This is a genomic window from Henriciella litoralis (genome assembly GCF_002088935.1).
Taxonomy (GTDB): Bacteria; Pseudomonadota; Alphaproteobacteria; order Caulobacterales; family Hyphomonadaceae; genus Henriciella; species Henriciella litoralis.
Genome location: NZ_NCSS01000006.1, coordinates 1,441,166 through 1,459,977, shown reverse-complemented (window position 1 = coordinate 1,459,977; position 18,812 = coordinate 1,441,166). Strand labels below are relative to the sequence as shown.

16 protein-coding genes are annotated in these 18,812 nt (G+C 59.3%); 11 read left to right on the top strand and 5 right to left on the bottom strand.

Going from position 1 to position 18,812, the window contains the following annotated elements; translation table 11 throughout:
* Positions 1-114: 114 nt before the first annotated feature.
* From B8783_RS10495 to B8783_RS10485, 3 genes are all read left to right on the top strand, one after another.
* On the top strand, positions 115-1,329 hold the full coding sequence (locus B8783_RS10495) for an acyl-CoA dehydrogenase family protein (protein WP_084420077.1): 1,215 nt from the start codon (positions 115-117) through the stop codon (positions 1,327-1,329).
* 68 nt (positions 1,330-1,397) lie between these two features.
* A complete protein-coding gene (locus B8783_RS10490; protein WP_084420076.1) occupies positions 1,398-2,534 on the top strand; it encodes an acyl-CoA dehydrogenase family protein in 1,137 nt (378 codons plus the stop codon).
* Between the two features lie 303 nt (positions 2,535-2,837).
* Complete coding sequence (locus tag B8783_RS10485) at positions 2,838-4,427, top strand: FMN-binding glutamate synthase family protein (RefSeq protein WP_084422057.1); 1,590 nt, start codon at positions 2,838-2,840, stop codon at positions 4,425-4,427.
* A gap of 3 nt (positions 4,428-4,430) precedes the next feature.
* On the opposite strand, the gene B8783_RS10480 is transcribed toward B8783_RS10485, so the two are convergent.
* Both B8783_RS10480 and B8783_RS10475 read right to left on the bottom strand, forming a co-directional pair.
* Complete coding sequence (locus tag B8783_RS10480) at positions 4,431-6,419, bottom strand: transglycosylase domain-containing protein (protein WP_084420075.1); 1,989 nt, start codon at positions 6,417-6,419, stop codon at positions 4,431-4,433.
* Positions 6,420-6,535: 116 nt separating this feature from the next.
* Positions 6,536-6,973: a thioredoxin domain-containing protein gene (locus B8783_RS10475; RefSeq protein ID WP_169711776.1), complete on the bottom strand. Its 438-nt coding sequence runs from the start codon at positions 6,971-6,973 to the stop codon at positions 6,536-6,538.
* 97 nt (positions 6,974-7,070) lie between these two features.
* Here B8783_RS10475 and B8783_RS10470 point away from each other — a divergent pair, with 97 nt between their 5' ends.
* On the top strand, positions 7,071-8,519 hold the full coding sequence (locus B8783_RS10470; protein ID WP_084420073.1) for an alanine/glycine:cation symporter family protein: 1,449 nt from the start codon (positions 7,071-7,073) through the stop codon (positions 8,517-8,519).
* A gap of 114 nt (positions 8,520-8,633) precedes the next feature.
* Here B8783_RS10470 and B8783_RS10465 read toward each other — a convergent pair whose 3' ends face one another.
* The 3 genes from B8783_RS10465 to ispH form a co-directional block, all read right to left on the bottom strand.
* Entirely contained in the window at positions 8,634-10,691 is a 2,058-nt protein-coding gene (locus tag B8783_RS10465; RefSeq protein WP_084420072.1) for a redoxin family protein, read from the bottom strand.
* A gap of 155 nt (positions 10,692-10,846) precedes the next feature.
* Positions 10,847-12,139 (bottom strand): adenylosuccinate lyase, encoded by a 1,293-nt coding sequence (purB, locus tag B8783_RS10460; RefSeq protein WP_084420071.1) that lies wholly within the window; start codon positions 12,137-12,139, stop codon positions 10,847-10,849.
* Positions 12,140-12,194: 55 nt separating this feature from the next.
* Positions 12,195-13,145, bottom strand: coding sequence for a 4-hydroxy-3-methylbut-2-enyl diphosphate reductase (ispH, locus tag B8783_RS10455; protein ID WP_084420070.1), 951 nt, complete (start codon positions 13,143-13,145; stop codon positions 12,195-12,197).
* A gap of 112 nt (positions 13,146-13,257) precedes the next feature.
* Between ispH and B8783_RS10450 the strand changes: the two genes are divergently transcribed.
* The 7 genes from B8783_RS10450 (at position 13,258) to B8783_RS10420 (ending at position 18,811) form a co-directional block, all read left to right on the top strand.
* The gene (locus tag B8783_RS10450) at positions 13,258-13,821 is read left to right on the top strand and encodes a hypothetical protein (RefSeq protein ID WP_233355748.1); all 564 of its coding nucleotides are present in this window, start codon (positions 13,258-13,260) and stop codon (positions 13,819-13,821) included.
* 22 nt (positions 13,822-13,843) lie between these two features.
* The gene (gene argS / locus B8783_RS10445; protein WP_084420069.1) at positions 13,844-15,607 is read left to right on the top strand and encodes an arginine--tRNA ligase; all 1,764 of its coding nucleotides are present in this window, start codon (positions 13,844-13,846) and stop codon (positions 15,605-15,607) included.
* 165 nt (positions 15,608-15,772) lie between these two features.
* The gene (locus tag B8783_RS10440; RefSeq protein WP_084420068.1) at positions 15,773-16,201 is read left to right on the top strand and encodes a hypothetical protein; all 429 of its coding nucleotides are present in this window, start codon (positions 15,773-15,775) and stop codon (positions 16,199-16,201) included.
* Positions 16,202-16,311: 110 nt separating this feature from the next.
* Positions 16,312-16,647 carry a hypothetical protein gene (locus tag B8783_RS10435; RefSeq protein WP_139792328.1) on the top strand — a complete coding sequence of 112 codons (336 nt, stop codon included), beginning with the start codon at positions 16,312-16,314 and terminating at the stop codon, positions 16,645-16,647.
* A gap of 8 nt (positions 16,648-16,655) precedes the next feature.
* A complete protein-coding gene (locus B8783_RS10430) occupies positions 16,656-17,042 on the top strand; it encodes a response regulator (protein ID WP_169711775.1) in 387 nt (128 codons plus the stop codon).
* 57 nt (positions 17,043-17,099) lie between these two features.
* Positions 17,100-17,846 carry a DUF4197 domain-containing protein gene (locus B8783_RS10425; RefSeq protein ID WP_084420065.1) on the top strand — a complete coding sequence of 249 codons (747 nt, stop codon included), beginning with the start codon at positions 17,100-17,102 and terminating at the stop codon, positions 17,844-17,846.
* A gap of 11 nt (positions 17,847-17,857) precedes the next feature.
* Complete coding sequence (locus tag B8783_RS10420; protein WP_324612777.1) at positions 17,858-18,811, top strand: alpha/beta fold hydrolase; 954 nt, start codon at positions 17,858-17,860, stop codon at positions 18,809-18,811.
* The last annotated feature ends 1 nt before the right edge of the window (position 18,812 follow it).

Here is an 18,812-nt window from a genome sequence, read left to right as displayed (position 1 = left end):
TACTTCACAACTGAAATATATAGCAGCCTATCGCAAAGTAAGCCGTGACCTCGCTGAACTGGCGCGCTAAAGTTTGCCGCGAAATCCAGAATAAGCAGTCGAGGGAGACCGACCATGCCTTACGATACACCGTCCGACCCAGAAGCCTTCCGCCAGGAAGTTCGTGAGTGGCTGGAAGAAAATTGCCCAAAATCGATGCGCACGCCGCAACCGGAAGACGAGGTTGTCTGGGGCGGGCGCCGTGAGAAGTTCAAGAACCCGGACTCCAAAGTCTGGCTGGAGCGTATGGCCGAAAAGGGCTGGACCGCGCCGACATGGCCAAAGGAACTGGGCGGCGGCGGACTGGACCGTGAGCAGACAAAAATCCTTCATCAGGAGATGGGCCGTATCAATGCGCGTATTCCGCTGCATTCTTTCGGTCTCTGGATGTTCGGCCCGGCGCTTCTGGAGTTTGGCAATGAAGAGCAGAAAAAGCGCTTCATCCCGGACATCATTCATGGTCGCACCCGCTGGTGCCAGGGCTATTCCGAGCCAGGTGCCGGCTCTGACCTTGCCGGTCTGCAGACCAAATGTGAGGACAAGGGCGACCACTATCTGATCAATGGTCAGAAGGTGTGGACCTCCTATGCCGACCAGGCTGACTGGATCTTCTGCCTCGTGCGCACCGACAACACCGTCAAGCATGAAGGCATCAGCTTCATCCTGTTCGATATGGAAAGCGAAGGCGTCGAGACCCGACCGATCAAACTGATCTCCGGTTCGTCGCCCTTCTGCGAGACATTCTTCTCGGATGTGAAAGTGCCAAAAGACCAGCTCGTCGGCGACGTGAATGGCGGCTGGAAAATCGCCAAGCGCCTTCTTCAGTTTGAGCGTTCATCGATCTCTGCGTCCGGCTTCGGCGCGGCGCGCGGATCGGGCATGCTTGGTCTTGAAGAGTATGCGAAAATCCATGTCGGCACCGATAAGGATGGCGCACTGCTCGACGGCGATCTTCGCGGGCGCATCTCTGACCATATGATGTACGCCAAGGCCTTTGGCCTGACGGTGAAACGGTCTGGCGAGCAGGCAAAGGCTGGTCAGGAAGTTGGTCACACCGCGTCGATCATCAAATATGCTGCCGCCAAGATGAACCAGGACAAGTTCGAGCTGATGATTGAAGCGCTCGGCACCGAAGGTCTTGGCTGGGAAGGCGAAGGCTTTGACAAGGGCGCGAAGATGGCGACCCGCGCCTGGCTGCGCTCGAAGGGCAATTCGATCGAAGGCGGGACGAGCGAGATCAATCTCAACGTTGTGTCCAAGCGCGTGCTCGGCCTGCGCGACCACCAGTAGCCACTCATCGCTTGATCGGATTTACCAGCGCAGACCGGCAAAGGCGCGCTGTTTGAAGGAAACCAGAAATGACTTTTGTACTGACTGAAGACCAGGAAATGCTGCGCGATACCGCAGTGAATTTTACCCGTGATGAGCTGCCGGTGAAGCATCTGCGCAGCCTGCGCGATAGCGGCAAGAACGGGGTGGACGCTGAAGGGCGCCAGAAGCTCGCTGAGCTTGGCTTCTTCGGTGTGCTGATCCCGGAAGAGTATGACGGCGTTGGCATGGGCATGGTCGCGCTCGGCCAGGTCATGGAAGCGCAAGGCCGCACGCTGGCGGCGACGGCTCTGCTGCAAACCGCCTGCATGGGCGCTTCGGCCATCCTGCTGGGCGGCACTGAAGAGCAGAAGAAGGAATGGCTGCCAAAGATCGCCTCCGGTGAAGTCACGACGGCGCTGGCGCTGGACGAAGGCTCACACCACAGCCCTGCGGGCGTTGCGACGGAAGCTGAACGCGACGGCCAGGGCTATACGCTGAACGGCGCGAAGAAATATGTCTCTGACGGTCACCATGCCGATGTGTTCATTGTCGTTGGACGCACATTTGGTGAGGCTGGCGACACGCATGGCCTGACGCTGTTCCTGGTCCCGCGCGATGCCAAGGGCCTGACGGTCAAGTCGCTCAATACGGTCGACAGCCATGGCGCCGCGCATCTGACACTGGAAGATGTGCACGTGCCTGAAAGCCATGTGCTTGGCGCGCCGGACAAGGGCATGGACCTTCTGGAGCCGGTTCTCGACCGTGGGCGGATTGCCCTGGCAGCTGAAATGCTGGGCTCTGCGACGGCAGCGTTTGAGCTGACGCATGAATATCTGCAGACGCGCAAACAGTTCGGTCAGCTGATCGGTTCGTTCCAGTCCATGCAGCACCGGGCTGCCAAGATGTTCACCGAGCTGGAGCTGACCAAATCCTGCGTCGGCGCGGCATTGACGGCCGTGGATGAGCAACGCAACGACATTTCCGAACTGGCCAGCCTTGCAAAGGCCCGCGCCGGTGAAACGGTGCATCTGGTGTCGAATGAGACGGTGCAGATGCATGGCGGTATCGGCATGACCGATGATCATGATTCCGGCTTCTACATGAAGCGGGCCCGCGTTCAGGAAGCCCTGCTTGGGTCTGCCAGCTTCCACCGTGACCGGTTTGCCCGGATCAACGGCTTCTAGGGCCGGAAGACTTCAGCGTTGAAACGAAAAAGGACCGGAGCTCAAAAGAGCTCCGGCCCAACATCCATGCACTTGTGAATGGTCCGGATACGCATGCATGGAATCCTGATGCCTGAATCCTGTCCGATCAACGGATCGATGATGGTCAGGTTCCCGGCGGGCTGATGTAGATCTCGGTCTGGTTGCAATATCACCCGTCGGCACTTGCGATTAGCATATCCTAACCGGGCGATTGCGCAATGAATCATTGAGGTGTGGGCTAAGTGGTCTAGTTTGGATCGCTCAATCATTCGGACGCCTCATATGCATCGTTACATTCCCCTTCTTCTCGCCATTCTGTTGTTCGTCGTTTTTGCGTGGCTGCTGCAGGTCTCCGCATGGTTTGCAATTGGCCTTGTTATCGTCGGCGTGTGCCTTGCGCTGGGGCTTTATGATCACTTCCAGACGCGTCACACACTTTGGCGGAACTTCCCGATCATCGGGCGTATCCGCTGGATCATGGAGGCGCTCAGACCGTTCTTCCGGGCCTATCTGGTCGAAAGCGAGACAGAGGGGCGTCCTTTCGACCATGAGCAGCGGGCCATGGTTTACAGGCGCGCAAAGGACGTCTCCAGTGTCGAGCCGTTCGGGTCGCAACTGGATATGGATCGCCCGCCTTATGAGTGGCTGTCCCACTCAATTGCAGCGCGCAAAACCGAGGATCGTGATCCGAGAGTCATGGTCGGCGCTGACCATTGTGCCAAACCTTATTCAGCCAGCGTCTACAATATTTCAGCGATGAGTTTTGGCGCGCTGAGCGGCAAGGCGATCGAGTCTCTCAATCGCGGTGCGGCGAAGGGCGGCTTTTATCACGACACCGGAGAAGGTGGTGTCTCGCGCTACCATAAAGCCGGCGGCGGTGACCTCGTCTGGGAGATCGGTAGCGGATATTTCGGCTGCCGCCAGAAGGATGGCAGTTTCGACGCGGCGAGGTTTGCCGACGTCGCGCAGGACGATCAGATCAAAATGATCGAGATCAAGCTCAGCCAGGGTGCAAAGCCCGGACATGGCGGCGTTTTGCCCGGCGCAAAAGTGACAGAGGAAATTTCAGAAGCACGGGGCGTTGCCGTCGGTGAAACCTGCGTGTCGCCGCCTTCGCACTCGGCTTTCTCAACGCCGCTCGAGATGATCGAGTTTATCGCGCAGCTGCGTGAGATGTCAGGTGGCAAGCCGGTTGGTATCAAGTTCTGTGTCGGCAATCGCTGGGAAGTGCTGGCTGTTTGCAAGGCGGCAATGCAGACCGGTATTGCGCCAGACTTCATGGTGGTGGATGGCGCAGAGGGTGGCACCGGCGCCGCACCTGTTGAGTTTCAGGACCATATCGGGACCCCGCTGCGTCAAGGACTGGTCTTTACGCGCAATGCGCTGGTCGGCACTGGTCTGCGCGATCGCATCAAGCTCGCCGCATCGGGCAAGCAGGTCTCCGCTTTCCAGATCGCAGCGTCGATGGCGCTCGGCGCTGACTGGGTGAACTCGGCGCGCGGTTTCATGTTCTCGCTCGGCTGTATTCAGGCCAGGCATTGCCATGACAATACCTGCCCGACGGGCATCACCACGATGGATCCGGGCCGTCAGCGGGGGCTTGTTGTCCCCGACAAGGCTGAGCGCGTCTATAATTTCCAACGCAATACGATCCACGCTCTGATGGAAGTGGTCGGCGCTGCGGGGTGTGAGCACCCATCGCAGCTGACGCCGCGCCACATCATGCATCGCGTTACCGAAGATATCGCAGAGCCCGGACACCGCGCCTACAAGCTGCTGGAGCCGAACGCTCTGTTGCACGCACCGCAGGACACGCCGCTGGGGCGTGAATGGGAGATGGCGCAGGCCGACTCCTTTGCGCCGGCTCGCTAGAGACTAGTCTCCGGCGACGCCTGCAAAGGCGGTACCGACATCGCGGTAGAAGGAAATCCGGCGCTGCGTGGCCGGTGACAGGGTGACGAGCGTGCCAGCCCCCGCAAGAGGGGTCGGCTCACGGTCCTCGTGCGCGATTTCCATCATGTCATGCCAAAGCGAGGCAGGTAGGCCGCCGCCCGTGACGCGGGACATGGCCGTATCGTCGTCATTACCAACCCAGACACCGCCGACGAGCTGGGACGTAAAGCCAACGAACCACGCATCACGGAAGCTCTGGCTGGTGCCCGTCTTGCCGGCGACATCCCAGCCGTCCAGCCTGGCGCGCTTGCCGGTGCCGTCCGTCACGACGCGCTCCATCATGGCGACCATTGTCTCGGCATCGCGCCGGTCATAGACGCGGGCCGGTTCATATTGGGGGCGCTCATAAAGGACGTCGCCGCGTGAGTTTGAAATCCGCTCGATAATGTAGGGGTCGAGCCGGGTGCCGCCGGTCATGAAGACGCCATAGGCGCGTACCATGTCCTGAAGGCTCATGCCCTGGCTGCCGAGCGCGATGGACGGAAAGGGTTCAAAGTCGCCGCTGACACCGAAAGATTTAATCAGCGAGATGATGTTTTCCTGCCCAACTTCCTCGCCGAGCTGTGCGGCGACGGTGTTGATGGAATCCTTCAGGGCCTCCGACAGGGTCATCGGGCCGGAATAGACGCGCGAATAGTTCTGCGGCGACCAGCCATCAATCGTCGTGCGGCGGTCATTGCGCACATCATAGGGGGTCAGGCCCTGGCGGATGGCAGTGGCGTAGACGAAGGGTTTGAAGGATGAGCCCGGCTGGCGGCGCGCTTGCGTTGCGCGGTTGAACTGGTTTTCATTGTAATCGACGCCGCCATACATGGCGAGGATGCGGCCCTGCTTGTCCATCAGCATGCCGGCGGCCTGGGTGGCTTTCTGCTTGCTGCCTTCTTCGGCCATACGTGTGGCGAAGGCGTCGTCGATTTTTTCCTGTATTTCGGAATCGATGGTCAGCGTGACGACCAGGTCTCCGGGGAGCGTCGGCAGGATCTGGTTGATGCGCTGGGTGGCGGCATCGAGCGCATAGCCAAATTGCGGATCCCGTTCTGGCGCTTCAGCGAGTTCGACCTGTTCTGCCGCAGCGGTTTCAGATTGCTGGCGGGTGATAAAGCCCGCATCGACCATCTCTCGCAGGACATAGGCCTGGCGGGCCTTTGCGTCGCTCATATTATTGGTCAGCGCGAGGCGAGATGGCGCTTGAGGCAGCGTGGCCAGCAGGGAGGCCTCACCGATCGTCAGCTCCTCTGGCGTTTTGCCAAAATAGAAGCGGGATGCTGCGCCAAGGCCATAGAAGCCCGCGCCGAAATAAACCCGGTTCAGATAAAGCTCGAGGATCTCATCCTTTGAGAGACGCTTTTCAAGTTCGCGCGCGAGGCGGACTTCCTGCGCCTTGCGCTTGAGGGTCTGTTCCGGGGTCAGGACCAGATTCTTGATCAGCTGCTGGGTAATCGTCGAGGCGCCGGACACGGTCTCGCCAGACGTCAAATTTGCCCAGAAAGCCCGAATGATTGCCCGTGTATCGGCGCCATTGTGCTCATAGAAGCGTTTATCCTCTGCGGCGATGAAGGCTTGTGCCACATGGGGCGGCAGCGTTTCCATATTCACCGCGCGGCCATAGCGTGGGCCGCGAATGGCAATAGTTACACCTTCAGTGTCGACAAATTCGATGGCCTGCTCACGGCCCTTCGCCCAAAGCTGTTCATTCGTCGGCAGCGCGGGGATGCCGCGATAAAGGCTTTGCAGGTAGAGCCAGCCGCCAGCAGCTGCGATGACACCGAGCAGAAGGATCGCGACAAGCGAATATTTGACAATCGGCCTGCCGGCGAGAAAGCCGAAGCCCCTGCGCTCAGGTCTCTGGTCCCGGCCGTCATAGGTCGGGGGTCGATCATCTGGCGATCCGAAATTGTTCTGGCCGACCAAAATAGTCCTTCCCGGGAAATTCTATCAATGCGTGCGCGAGCATATTGCCTCTAAATGAGGCAGGGTGAAGGCTCTATGAACCGCACAACGCGTCATCGGGCCAGAGCGTTGCCAAATCAACGCAGCGGCTTGGGGCAATCGGGGCCATCGGGACGCCGCCGACCGGGCGCGGCCTTGCGCGCAAGTATGCCTGAGAGCACCAGAGTGTCTGTGATCTGCTTTGCGCTGTAGCGCCGGTCAACGCAGCTCATTGGTTCGCCGGTATCTGCCGCGATCATCACGGCCATGCCGGTAAATCCACCATACCAGTCCCAGAGGTATTCGGCCTTGTGGAAGCGAAGCAGCGCTTTTGAGGCCTCGATTGTGGCCTGCTTGCTGTCTGGACCGGAGCGCAAATGCGTCAGGTCTACAGTGATAAGCTCCACGTCTTTATTGGTGAAATCTTCCAGCGCCACGGCCAGTACGGGTTTGAACACCTTACACGAGGTGCACCAGTCCGCTGTAAAATTGACAAGTTTGACCGGTGCCTGTGCAGATGCGGGAACAACTGACACGGTCATCACAATGAGCGCGACAAGCGCTGAGCTTGAAGTTTTACTCAGTCGACGCAGCTGTCTATGACCAGACTGTAACAAACAAGATAAGGATGACATGCCCGAATTTCTGGACGCCCTGAGCAATCTTATCAATGGCAAAATCCTTATTGCCGCATTGATCCCCATCGGTCTGATTTTCACGATCTGGTCCAGAGGGGTTCAGTTCAGGCTCTTCGGCTCAATGTTCTCTGTGCTGGGGCAGGGATTCCAGCATGAAACCGACCAGCCATCCTCCTTTCAGGCCCTTGCTCTATCGGTCGCCGGACGTGTCGGCGGCGGTAACATCGCAGGGGTCGCAGCGGCCTTGGCGCTCGGCGGACCTGGCGCGATTTTCTGGATGTGGATTGTCGGCCTTGTTGGCATGGCGACCAGCTATTTCGAATGTACGATCGCCCAACTCTACAAGCAGAAAGAGCCGAATGGCGACTTCCGCGGCGGGCCGGCCTATTACATCAAGCATGGCCTCGGAAAGAAGCTCGGCAAGGGCGCGCCGGTACTCGGCTTTGTCTATTCATTGCTGCTTCTGGTGACGTTCGGCTTCGCGTTCATCTGTTTCCAGAGCTTTGCGACGACCAGTTCGATCGACTCCGCCTTTGGGGCGCCGCGCATGTGGTCTGGTATCGCGCTTGCGGTGCTGGTCAGCTTCGTGATCTTTGGTGGTGTTCGCCGGATCGCAAATGTCGCTGAAGTGATCGTGCCGATCATGGCGGTCTTCTATGCGCTGCTCGGCCTCTATGTGCTGGTCACGCATCTGCCGCAGATACCGGGCGCGCTTTCGACGATTGTGACGAGTGCCTTCGGACTGAACGAGGCTGTCGCAGGCGGCATGGGCGCGGCGATTATGATGGGCGTCAATCGCGGCCTGTTCTCCAATGAGGCGGGCCTTGGCTCAGCCCCGAACGTTGCGGCGGCCGCCTATGTCGAGCATCCTGCCCAGCAGGGCATGGTACAGTCGCTGTCTGTGTTCATCGACACGATCATTATGTGCACGGTAACGGCGCTGATCATCATCCTGTCGACGCAGAATTATATCGGCGTCGATGATGAAGTGCAGGGCGTGCTGACGCAGCTCGCGCTGGCTGATCATATCGGCGGCTGGGCGGAATACTTCATCGCCTTCGCGCTGTTCCTCTTCGCCTTTTCATCGATCATGTATTCCTATTATCTCGGTGAGAACGCGGTCGATTATTATATCCCTGACAACAAGATGGCGGTGAACATTTACCGGGTCATCGTGGTCGGCTTCGTGCTGCTTGGCGCGACGATCCAGCTCGCCGATGTGCTGAGCTTCAGTGACCTGACAATGGGGCTGCTGGCGATCGTGAACCTCTTCGCTGTGGCGCTGCTCTTCCCGATTGGTCTGCGCGTCATGCGGGACTTTGACGGCCAGCGAAAAGCCGGCGTGACGATCCCGATCTTTGATCCGGAGAAGTTCTCTGACCTTGAGATCGACAAGGCAGCCTGGCAGCTGGATGAGCGGCCGGACGGGCCTGCGAATACGTAAGAGGCGCGTGAGCCGAACGCTCCGCCGCTTTCGCTGTTAGCTGAACGCAAAAGAAAAGGCCGGTCATCCATACGGAGACCGGCCTTTTTATATGCTGTGAGCGTTAAGTCGGCCCTATGGCTGACCGGAGCTTCTGCGGTTCATCACTTCGAAGACCTTGGCGAATTCCTCTGGGCTGAGGCCCGATGATCCGTCCTTGTCGAGCAGCGGGAAGGCAGGCTTCATGCGGGCGCCCAGCATCCCTGTCATCTCGTCAGCGGTGATCTGGCCGTCGATATTGTCATCCATCGAGCCAAACAGGCGACCGGCTTCAAGCCGTGCCTGATAGTCGTCCTTGCGGTTGTCGGATGTCTCATCCTTCCAGCGATAGCTGAGCGAGGTGTAGAGCATTTCCTCATGGGTCTGCTCGCCCCAGGTGACGTCCACATTCGGATCCGGGTTGGCGAAATTGTTTTCGGAATTGTCGTAAATATAGTTCGCGATCAGCTTCGATCCGGCCGGGACGTCGACCGGCTCTTCGAAGACATAGCTGCGCTGCCAGTTGAAGTCATATTTCGGCAGCGACACCAGCATCTCTTCCTTGCCGTCCGGATAGCGGATGCGAAGGTCCGAGGCATAGCCGCGATAATGGGCGTGCGGGAAGACGCTCATCAGGATCGCATCTTCGGGGAACTCCAGATAGGCGGTTTCCTCATGGCGAGGATCACCTGCCGGAATTTCGATGGAGGCATCGAGCACCACGGACGTGCGGTTCACATATTTCGGCACTTCATCGTGGAAGTAGAAACCGATCTGCGTGATGTCGGTCACCGGCTTGCCAATCGGCGTATAATGCATCTGGAAGCCAATCGCGCCGCCAGCGGGCATCGGTGTGCCGTGATTTGCGCGCGCTTCGGTGGTCTCTGCGCCGACGGCATATCCCCCTGTGGAGAACTCCCAGAGCCCGGTGGAGCCGCGGCCATCTTCAGGGATTTCGGACATATAGCCGGAGAGAACATGGTGCACCGTCTCACGTGAGCCAGCCTTCACGCTGGTCGCGCGGATCCACTTGTCTTCGGTCAGCGGGTTCGCGACGACAGGATAGTCATAGTCGATGATGCCGTTTGCGGGCACATCATAGGCTGGAAGGGTGAGAATGAGATCAGGCTCACCCAGTGGCCATTCGGGGGCATGCAAGTTTGCATCTGCCAGAGGGTCCGGGCCGTCACCGCGCGGGGCGCCAGCTTCGATCCAGTGGACCAGCGTCTTGATCTCGTCGCTGCTGAGGCTGCGGTCGTCCTGGAACGTGCCGACATGCGGGTCTGCATGCCATGGTGGCATCCGGTCTGTGCGGATGACTTCGCGCATCATTGGTGACCAGCCCTGAACGACGTCATGGCTTGTCATCGCCCACGGGCCGATGCCGCCCGGCTGGTGACAGTCAGCGCATTTGCCAAGCAGGATCGGCGCAACGTCTTCGGCGTAGGAGATGTTGATATGCTCGTCGCGGCGGTCACGCTCAGGGAAGTTGACGAGGCAGCCGGGGCTGAGCGGTGGGCCTTCGACGGTCACGTCTTCGCCCGCGATCATCTGGTCGAGCGTGTCGGTCAGGAAGTGATTTTCGGCTTCGGCCTTCTGGCGCTCATAGGACTGACGGTCATCAATCGGGCCGTGATAGACGACCTTGAAGCCCTGGGCTGGATCAATGACGAACACTTCGGCGGTGCGGTGCACGCCGAGGCTCTCGCCGACAAGCTGTTGCTCGTCGATCATGATCGGAAGGCTATAATTGTATTCTGCCGCTTCGGCCGCGACGCTGTCGCGTGTGTCCTGAAGGTTGGAGTTCAGCAGGAGGAATTCGACGCCCTTGTCGCTATACTCGGCGGCGATCTTTTCAAAGTCAGGCATCGCGCCGCGAACGATCGGGCAGCCATTGCCGTGCGTCATGATGACGATGGCTGGCTGGTCGGCATGGTAGAAAAGTTCGTGCGCTTGGCCTTTGTGGTCGATCAGCGAAAAGTTGTCGACATAGTCGGCGGTTTCAACCTTGCTGGTCGCTTCCGCTTTGTCGGATGCATCATGCCCAGCAGGATGATGATTTGCCGCTTCCTTATCGGCCGCAGGCGAGCAGGCCACAGCCAGAACCGACAAAGCGGCACCGGCAGCGAGTTTGTAAGCGAGTGATATTTTCATGAGGACCTCCCAGGCAATCCCCTTCGAAAGCGGGCATTTGCCATGCGCCTTAAGGCGTCTCGCTGTAGCCGGGGACGGTTAAATAGACTCCACTATCATGAAGCAGGTCCGCATTAATGACAATATCGTCATTTTTGCATGGCGCGTGACGGTCGCTATTTGAAAACGCGGCTGAAAATCACGTCGACACGCTTGAAGTGATAGTCGAGGTCAAACAGGGCTTCGAGCTCGTCATCACTCAGTTTTGAGGACACTTCTTCGTCCGCTTTCAGGAAGTCGAGGAAGGCGCCTTCGCCCGCCCAGGTGCGCATCGCATTGCGTTGGACCAGGCGGTAGGAATCCTCGCGGCTGACGCCGGCTTCAACCAGGGCCAGCAGGACGCGCTGGGAGTTATGCAGCCCGCCAAGGCGCATCATGTTGGACATCATCCGGTCTGGGTAGATGAGCAAATTCTCGATGACGCCCGCCATACGGTGTAGGGCGAAATCAAGGTGGATGGTCGCGTCGGGGCCGATGCCGCGCTCAACCGATGAGTGGGAGATGTCCCGCTCATGCCAGAGGGCGACGTTTTCCAGTGCAGGCGTCACAGCCGAGCGCACGAGACGGGCAAGACCGGTTAGATTCTCGGTCAGCACTGGATTGCGCTTGTGCGGCATGGCCGACGAGCCCTTCTGGCCCTTGGAGAAGAACTCCTCGGCTTCCAGAACTTCGGTGCGCTGCAGGTGGCGAACTTCCGTCGCCAGCCGCTCAACTGAAGAGGCAATCACGCCGAGCGTTGCAAAGAACATGGCGTGGCGATCACGCGGGATGACCTGCATGGAGACCGGCTCAGCTTCCAGCCCGAGTTTCTCTGCGACGTGTTCTTCAACGCGCGGGTCGATATTCGCGAAGGTGCCGACGGCGCCCGAGATGGCGCAGGTCGCGACTTCCTTGCGGGCAGCGACGAGGCGGTCACGGCCACGGGCGAACTCGGCATAGAAAGTGGCAAGCGTGACGCCGAAGGTCGTCGGCTCGGCATGGATGCCGTGGCTGCGGCCGATCTTTGGCGTGTATTTGTGCTCTTCGGCGCGCTTTTTCAGGGCGGCGAGCACGCGGTCCATGCCGACGAGCAGCAGGTCTGAGGCGCGCACCAGCTGCACGTTGAGGCAGGTGTCCAGCACGTCAGAAGAGGTCATACCCTTGTGCAGGAAGCGGGCAGGTTCTCCGACATGTTCGGCGACATTGGTGAGGAAGGCGATCACGTCATGCTTCACCTCGGCCTCGATCTCGTCGATGCGGGCGACTTCGAATTGCGCCTTTTCGCGGACGGCCTTGGAGGTGCCCTCGGGGATCTGGCCGAGCTCTTCCATCGCTTCGGCGGCCAGCGTCTCAATCTCCAGCCAGATGCCGTATTTCTCTTCCGGCGACCAGATAGCGGTCATCTCAGGGCGGGCATAACGTGGAATCATGGGGCATCTCCGTTCTTGGCGGGCGTTCTAAACCCGCATGCCGGAGGCGCAAGCCCTAGACTTCGGCAGCGAGCACGCGAGGAAGTTTAAACGTCACCGTTTCGCGGGCGGTGGTGAAGGGCTCCACCTCTATGTCGAAGCGGGCGCGGCAGGCGGCGATGAGGCCCTGGACAAGGTCTTCAGGGGCAGAGGCACCAGCGGTGAGGCCCAGGGTTTCGACGCCTTCGAACCAGCTCCAGTTAACATCCGATGCGCTGGCGACAAGGCGGGAGTCCTTTGCGCCGGCGCGTTTGGCGACTTCTACGAGGCGTTTGGAATTGGAGGAGGTTTCGGCCCCGATGGTGAGGAAGAGATCGCAGCCCTCCGCCATAGCCTTCACCGCTTCCTGGCGGTTGGTCGTGGCATAGCAGATGTCTTCCTTATGCGGGGTCGAGATGTCCGGGAAACGCTGCTGAAGGATTGTGACAATGTCGGCCGTGTCATCAACAGACAGTGTGGTCTGCGTCACGAAGGCGACGTTTGCCGCGTCCTTTGGCTGGTAAGCGCGAGCGTCATCATCTGTCTCGATCAGCGTGATGGCGCCATCTGGCAGCTGGCCCATCGTACCGACGACCTCGGGGTGGCCGGCATGGCCGATAAGGACGATTTCGCGGTCAGCCTGGTGGTGGCGTTCAGCCTCGACATGCACCTTTGAGACAAGCGGGCAGGTCGCATCGACATAGATCATATTGCGGCGCTCAGCTTCGGCGGGCACTGCTTTCGGTACCCCATGCGCGGAAAAGACGACGGGCCGGTCTGGCGGGCACTCGTCCAGCTCTTCTACAAAGACAGCGCCCAGCTTTTCGAGGCGGGAGACAACGTGTTGATTGTGGACGATTTCATGGCGCACATAGACAGGGGCGCCCCATTTGCCGAGCGCCTCTTCGACGATCTGGATAGCGCGATCGACCCCGGCGCAAAAACCGCGGGGTGCTGCAAGTCTGATCTGAAGTTTGCGGCGGTCCATTAAACTCCTCCTGCACGTCACGCAGATGGGGCGTTGCGCCATCTGCTGGTGCCCGGTAACACTGCACCCCATACATGGACGGCCTCGACCGCGAGGCCAAGAGCGACAAGGCATGATTATGCGTGTAATTGCTGTACTGGCGGCCGGACTGATGCTTGCAGCCTGCGGGAGCAACCCTCTTAGCCGTGCTCTCGATACCCGACAAAACGCCGGGCCATGTCCGCCTGTCGCCGCGCTCTATGATGCCTCACGCATTGTCGAAATGGGCGCTGAGGGCATCACCTATGACAAGATTGCCTATACCGGTGAGATCACGGGCGTGAACATGGTTTGCCGTTATATCGACGATCAGCCGCTGCGCGCCGAGGTGGAGGTCGATTTCGCCTTTGGCAAAGGGCCCATGGCGACGGCCAATAGCCACACCTATCAGTACTGGGTCGCCGTCACGCGCCGCAACTCGAAAGTGCTGGCCAAACAGTATTTCACCGTGGATGCCGACTTCTCTAAAGGCATTGTCGATGGCCGCCGGGAAATCATTCAGGACATCATCATCCCACGGGCGGATGAGACAATTTCCGGTGCCAACTTTGAAGTGATCGTCGGCTTTGACCTCACTGATGAGCAGCTCGCGTTCAACCGCGAAGGCCGCCGCTTCCGTCTCGACGCAGGCCGTTAAACCAGAAAATTCGGAGACAGCCATGAGCGATCTCGTCACGCAGTTGTCCGCCGCGTGCGCGGCAGCCTTTGAAGCTGAAGGTTTCGAAGCCCGCTGGGGCGCCGTGCGCCGCTCTGACCGGCCGGAGCTCGCCGATTATCAGTGCAATGGCTGCATGGGCGCAGCAAAGTCACAAGGCCTGGTGCCGCGTGATCTCGCCGCGAAGATTGCCGAGCGCATTTCTGGCGAAGACGCGATTGAGCGCGTTGATGTGGCAGGCCCCGGCTTTCTGAACATCACTGTTTCAAGTGCCGCGCTGTCTCAGCAAGCCGAACACATTCGCAAGGATGAAAAGGCGGGCGGCGGCTCGCTTGAGAAGACCGAAAAGGTCGTTATCGACTTTGGCGGCCCGAACGTGGCCAAACCCATGCATGTCGGACATCTGCGCTCAGCTGTGATTGGCGACACGCTCTGCCGGCTGTTCCGGTATCTCGGCGATGATGTCACCGGCGACGCGCATCTTGGCGACTGGGGCCTGCAAATGGGGCACCTCATCACAGAACTCTTCGCCGAGCAGCCGGATCTGGTCTATTTCGATCCTGATTTCGCCGGGCCTTACCCAGAAGAGCCGCCGGTTACGATTGAAGACCTTGGCCGACTGTACCCGCAAGCCTCTGCCAAGGCGAAGGCTGATCCCGCACGCAATGAAGCGAGCCAGCAGGCCGTCGCCGAAATGCAGGCAGGACACCCCGGCTATCGCGCATTGCTGCAGCACTTCATCAACGTGTCCGTTGAGGCGCTGAAGGTGGATTATGCGTTTCTCGGGGTCGAGTTCGACCTCTGGAAGGGTGAGAGCGATGTCGATGGGTTGATCCCCGGCATGGTCGAAGACCTGAAAGAGAAGGGCCTCGCCAAGCTCGATGATGGGGCGTGGATCATCGATGTCGCGCGCGAGAGCGACAAGAAAGAGATGCCACCCTTCATGCTGATCAATTCGCGCGGCGGGACGGGCTATCACGCCACGGACCTTGCGACGATTGTCGACCGTATCGCGGAGATCGGGCCAGACCGGATGCTCTATGTCGTCGACCAACGCCAGGCCCTGCATTTCGAGCAGGTTTTCCGGGCGGCTGACAAGGCTGGCCTGATTTCCGAGGACCGGCTGGAGCATATCGGCTTTGGCACGGTGAACGGCGACGATGGCAAGCCGTTCAAGACGCGCGAAGGCGGCGTGCTGCGTCTGGCTGACCTCAACCGCATGGCGCTCGAGGAAGCCGAACGGAAGATCGGCGAAGCGGGCCTCTCGGGCGATATCGGCGAGAAAGAGCGCCTGAAGATTTCGCAACTCGTCGCGCGCGCCGCGCTGCGCTTTGCGGACCTGCAGAATGTGCGCACCACAAACTATGTCTTCGATCTTGACCGGTTCACGAGCTTTGAGGGCAAGACAGGCCCTTATCTCCTTTATGCGGCGGTGCGGATCAAATCGCTGCTTCGCCGCGCGAAAGACGCCGGCAACCTGCCAGGCGAAGTGAAGATTGAGCGCGACACTGAGCGCGCGCTTGTCCTTGCCATGGACGGCTTTGCGAACGCGCTTGCCCAAAGCCATGCCAAGCGCCAGCCGCACATCTTGTGTGAGCATGTCTACTCGCTCGCGCAGGCCTTCAGCGCGCTTTATGCCGATGCGCCGATCGCGAATGAAAGCGATGCGGAGGTACGGGCGTCGCGGCTTGGGCTTTGTGAAGCGGTGCTGAAACAGCTCGAAGCCGGGCTTGGCATTCTGGGGATCGAAGCTCCGGAACGGATGTAAACCGGGCTCGAAGTTAACAGATCGCTGCGTCCTGTTTACCCGGGCCTAACGGGCTTTAAGAAAACAGTACCAAAAATGAACATGACAGGGGCGTTTCGGTAACTTTCGCGCAACCGGGGACGCGTATCTTGCTCTCACACACAGATGTGACGAGGAGATCACCCCATGCTGAAAGACCTGGTGCAGCAGTCCGCCGAAAAGCTCGAAATCAGCCCGGAAGATGCCCGTCAGGCCATCGGTATTCTGCTCAGCACGATTGAGCGGCAAGGAACCTCGCAAATCGAGAAAGTCTTCTCGCGCATGGCGGGCGCACGAACGCTCGCTGCAGCGACAGCATCAACCAGCGGCCTTGCCACTGGACCGATTGCCCGCCTGATCGAACAGACGCCAGGCGGACGCCGCCACGTGGCGATGTCGATGTTTTCACGCCTTCACAAACTGAGGCTTGGGCACGGTCAGATTGCAGACCTGCTCGGCTGTGTCCGCGATCATGTCGAACACAGCTATGGTATCTACAATTTTGGCCATCTGGGAGATCTGTTCGGAACCGGTGCCGTCGAAGAGGACCAGGTTCAGACAGCCGCTGTCGCTTGAATCAAGGTTAATTTTCTTGAATTTGGTCACAAAAGAGGTTTGCCTGCGGAATTGCACTGCGGCAGGCCTTTCCAAATGTGTAGATGAAAGCTAGCTAGCTCTGCATGACCATGACCGAGACGACTTCTGGCCTCCCACCTCTGACCTTCGAGACGGACAATACGTCTTCCTTTGACGCCAATGGCGAGGGACCGGGCATCCAGTCAGCGCTTCTCGTGCAGGCGCTTTCGCATCATGCGAATACGCTGGCGGCTGATGGTAAGGCGGACCTTGTGTCAATCAGCATGGATGTGACCGGCACGCCTCTTGGAGACGGAAAGGGCGCAATTCAGTCCGACGTTGACCGTCAGACGCGCACGTTGCTGTTCATCGGTGCAGAGTTGAGCTCAAAGGCTGGTCTTCACACCCGAGCAACTGCGATCTTCCGCATTCACCGCGACGAATAGGTAGAGACGTGCCGCAAAGCGATATCATCACCAAGGCGCCTCCGCTTGCAGGGCGACGTATCTTCATCGTTGAAGACGAGCCAATCGTTGCGATCGATCTGAAATACACGTTCGAACACGCAGGCGCGATCGTGCCGGCCATCTCAGGTTCATGCCGGGATGCGCTCCGCGCCGTTCAGGAGCTAGACCTCGACGGTGCCGTGCTGGACTACAATCTGGCTGATGGCGACTCGCTGCCCATTGCCAAGGCGCTCGCCGATCAGGCTGTGCCTTTCATGTTCTATAGTGGCGGCGGAGATTTTTCGTCGATCAGGAAGCTATGGCCGCAGGTAACGATTGTGCGCAAACCGACACAGTCGGCAAAGATTGTGCAGGCGCTGCGCGATCTGCTCTAAGAGTTCTTTACAAAAATAGACCCCAGCGTGCAGTCTCTCCGGACGAAGGAGAATCCCATGCGTCGTATTGTGTTCGGGGCTGTGCTGGCCTGCTGTCTGCCCGCTGGCTGTGAGTCAGGTGCTGCTGGAGCCGGGTTCGGAAATGTGCTTGGCGAGGCGATCGGAGCCTATGGACAGGGCGCTGGTGTGGCAGGCCTATCAGGATATGAAATCGATGCAGGGCTTCGCGAGGCGCTGATCATCGGAACCGACCGGGTCGCGGGCGAGCTTGGCGTCCGTAATGGCTATTGGTCTGATCCGCACATCCGTATTCCGCTACCGGGTCGGCTTGGCGACGCGCAGCGGGAGCTTAAGCGTATTGGTCTGTCTGCGCCGCTGGATGATTTGCAGTTGCGCATGAACCGGGCTGCGGAAGATGCGGTGCCTGCGGGCAGGGAAATTATCATTGACGCGGTTCGATCGATCACGATTGAGGATGCTGTCAGCCTGTTGCGCGGGGGCGATACAGCGGCAACCGATTTCCTGCGTCGCAAAACCGAAGGGTCGCTCCGCACGACGTTCAAGCCTTACGTCCAGTCCGCGCTTTCCTCATCCGGGGCTTATCAGTCTCTGGATTCGGCGACGTCTTCTGTCCCGATGCTGGCGGCCGCGGCGGGTGACTACAAGTCGTCGCTGACTGATCATGCTGTCCAGTACGGCCTCGACGGCCTGTTTGATTATCTCGCCGAGGAAGAGACCAAAATCCGGGAGAATCCGGTCGCCCGGACAACAGCGTTGCTTCGCAAGGTTTTCGGAGCAGTTTGATGCGGCGGTATATGACTGAAGCATCTGATGGCGACATGGCGGCCATTGAGTTTGGCAACAAGGATTTCGATCTCGCCGGTGTCTGGCTGCACGCCAACGGTTTTAATGCGATGACTTATCAGTCTCTTCTGGCGCCGCTGGGAGAACGCCGCCGGGTGGCTGCACTTGATATGCGGGGGCATGGGCGCACAACGCTAACCGCTGACCCCAAGTCGCTGAAGTCATGGAAAGTCTACCGCGACGATGTGATCGACTTCCTTGAAAAGCGCGCCGCCAGACCGGTTGTGCTGGGCGGTCATTCGCTGGGGGGATGTGTCTCCATGCTGGTCGCCGGCAAGCGGCCCGACCTTGTGAACGCCCTGATCCTTGTTGATCCGGTTGTCTTCTCCAAGCGCTTCTATTTCAACATGCACACGATGCCGCTGACGTCGCTGGTGTCGCAAAATACGCGCATGGCGCGCCGCGCACGTCAGCGCCGGGCCGAGTTCGGTGGGCCGAAAGAAGCATTTGAGGCTTACAAAGGAAAAGGGGCGTTCAAGACATGGCGCGAGCCCTTCCTGGAAGACTATCTGCGCGATGGCTTGCACCGCATCGATGAGAATGCGCCGCGCAGCAAGAAACAAACCTGGCGCCTGACCTGTGAGCCCGCCTGGGAGGCGGCGACCTTTGCTGGACAGCGTAACCGGCCGTGGAAGGCGCTGCGGAAAATTCGGGACAACAATATTCCAGTGGTCATCTTCAGACCGCAGATCGGGGCTGTCCTGACCGATGCTGTCACAAAGCGGATGCTGAAAGTCTATCCACAAATCGTATTGAAGGAGCGGCCGAATGCGACGCACTTCCATCCGATGGAAGTGCCGTTTGAGGTGCGCGATGAGCTGTCTCGCACGCTCACCCACATGGTGGATGGGTATTCGCTATCTGAAGACAGCTTGATGCGCCGCAGCCTGCACGGCAATCACTAAG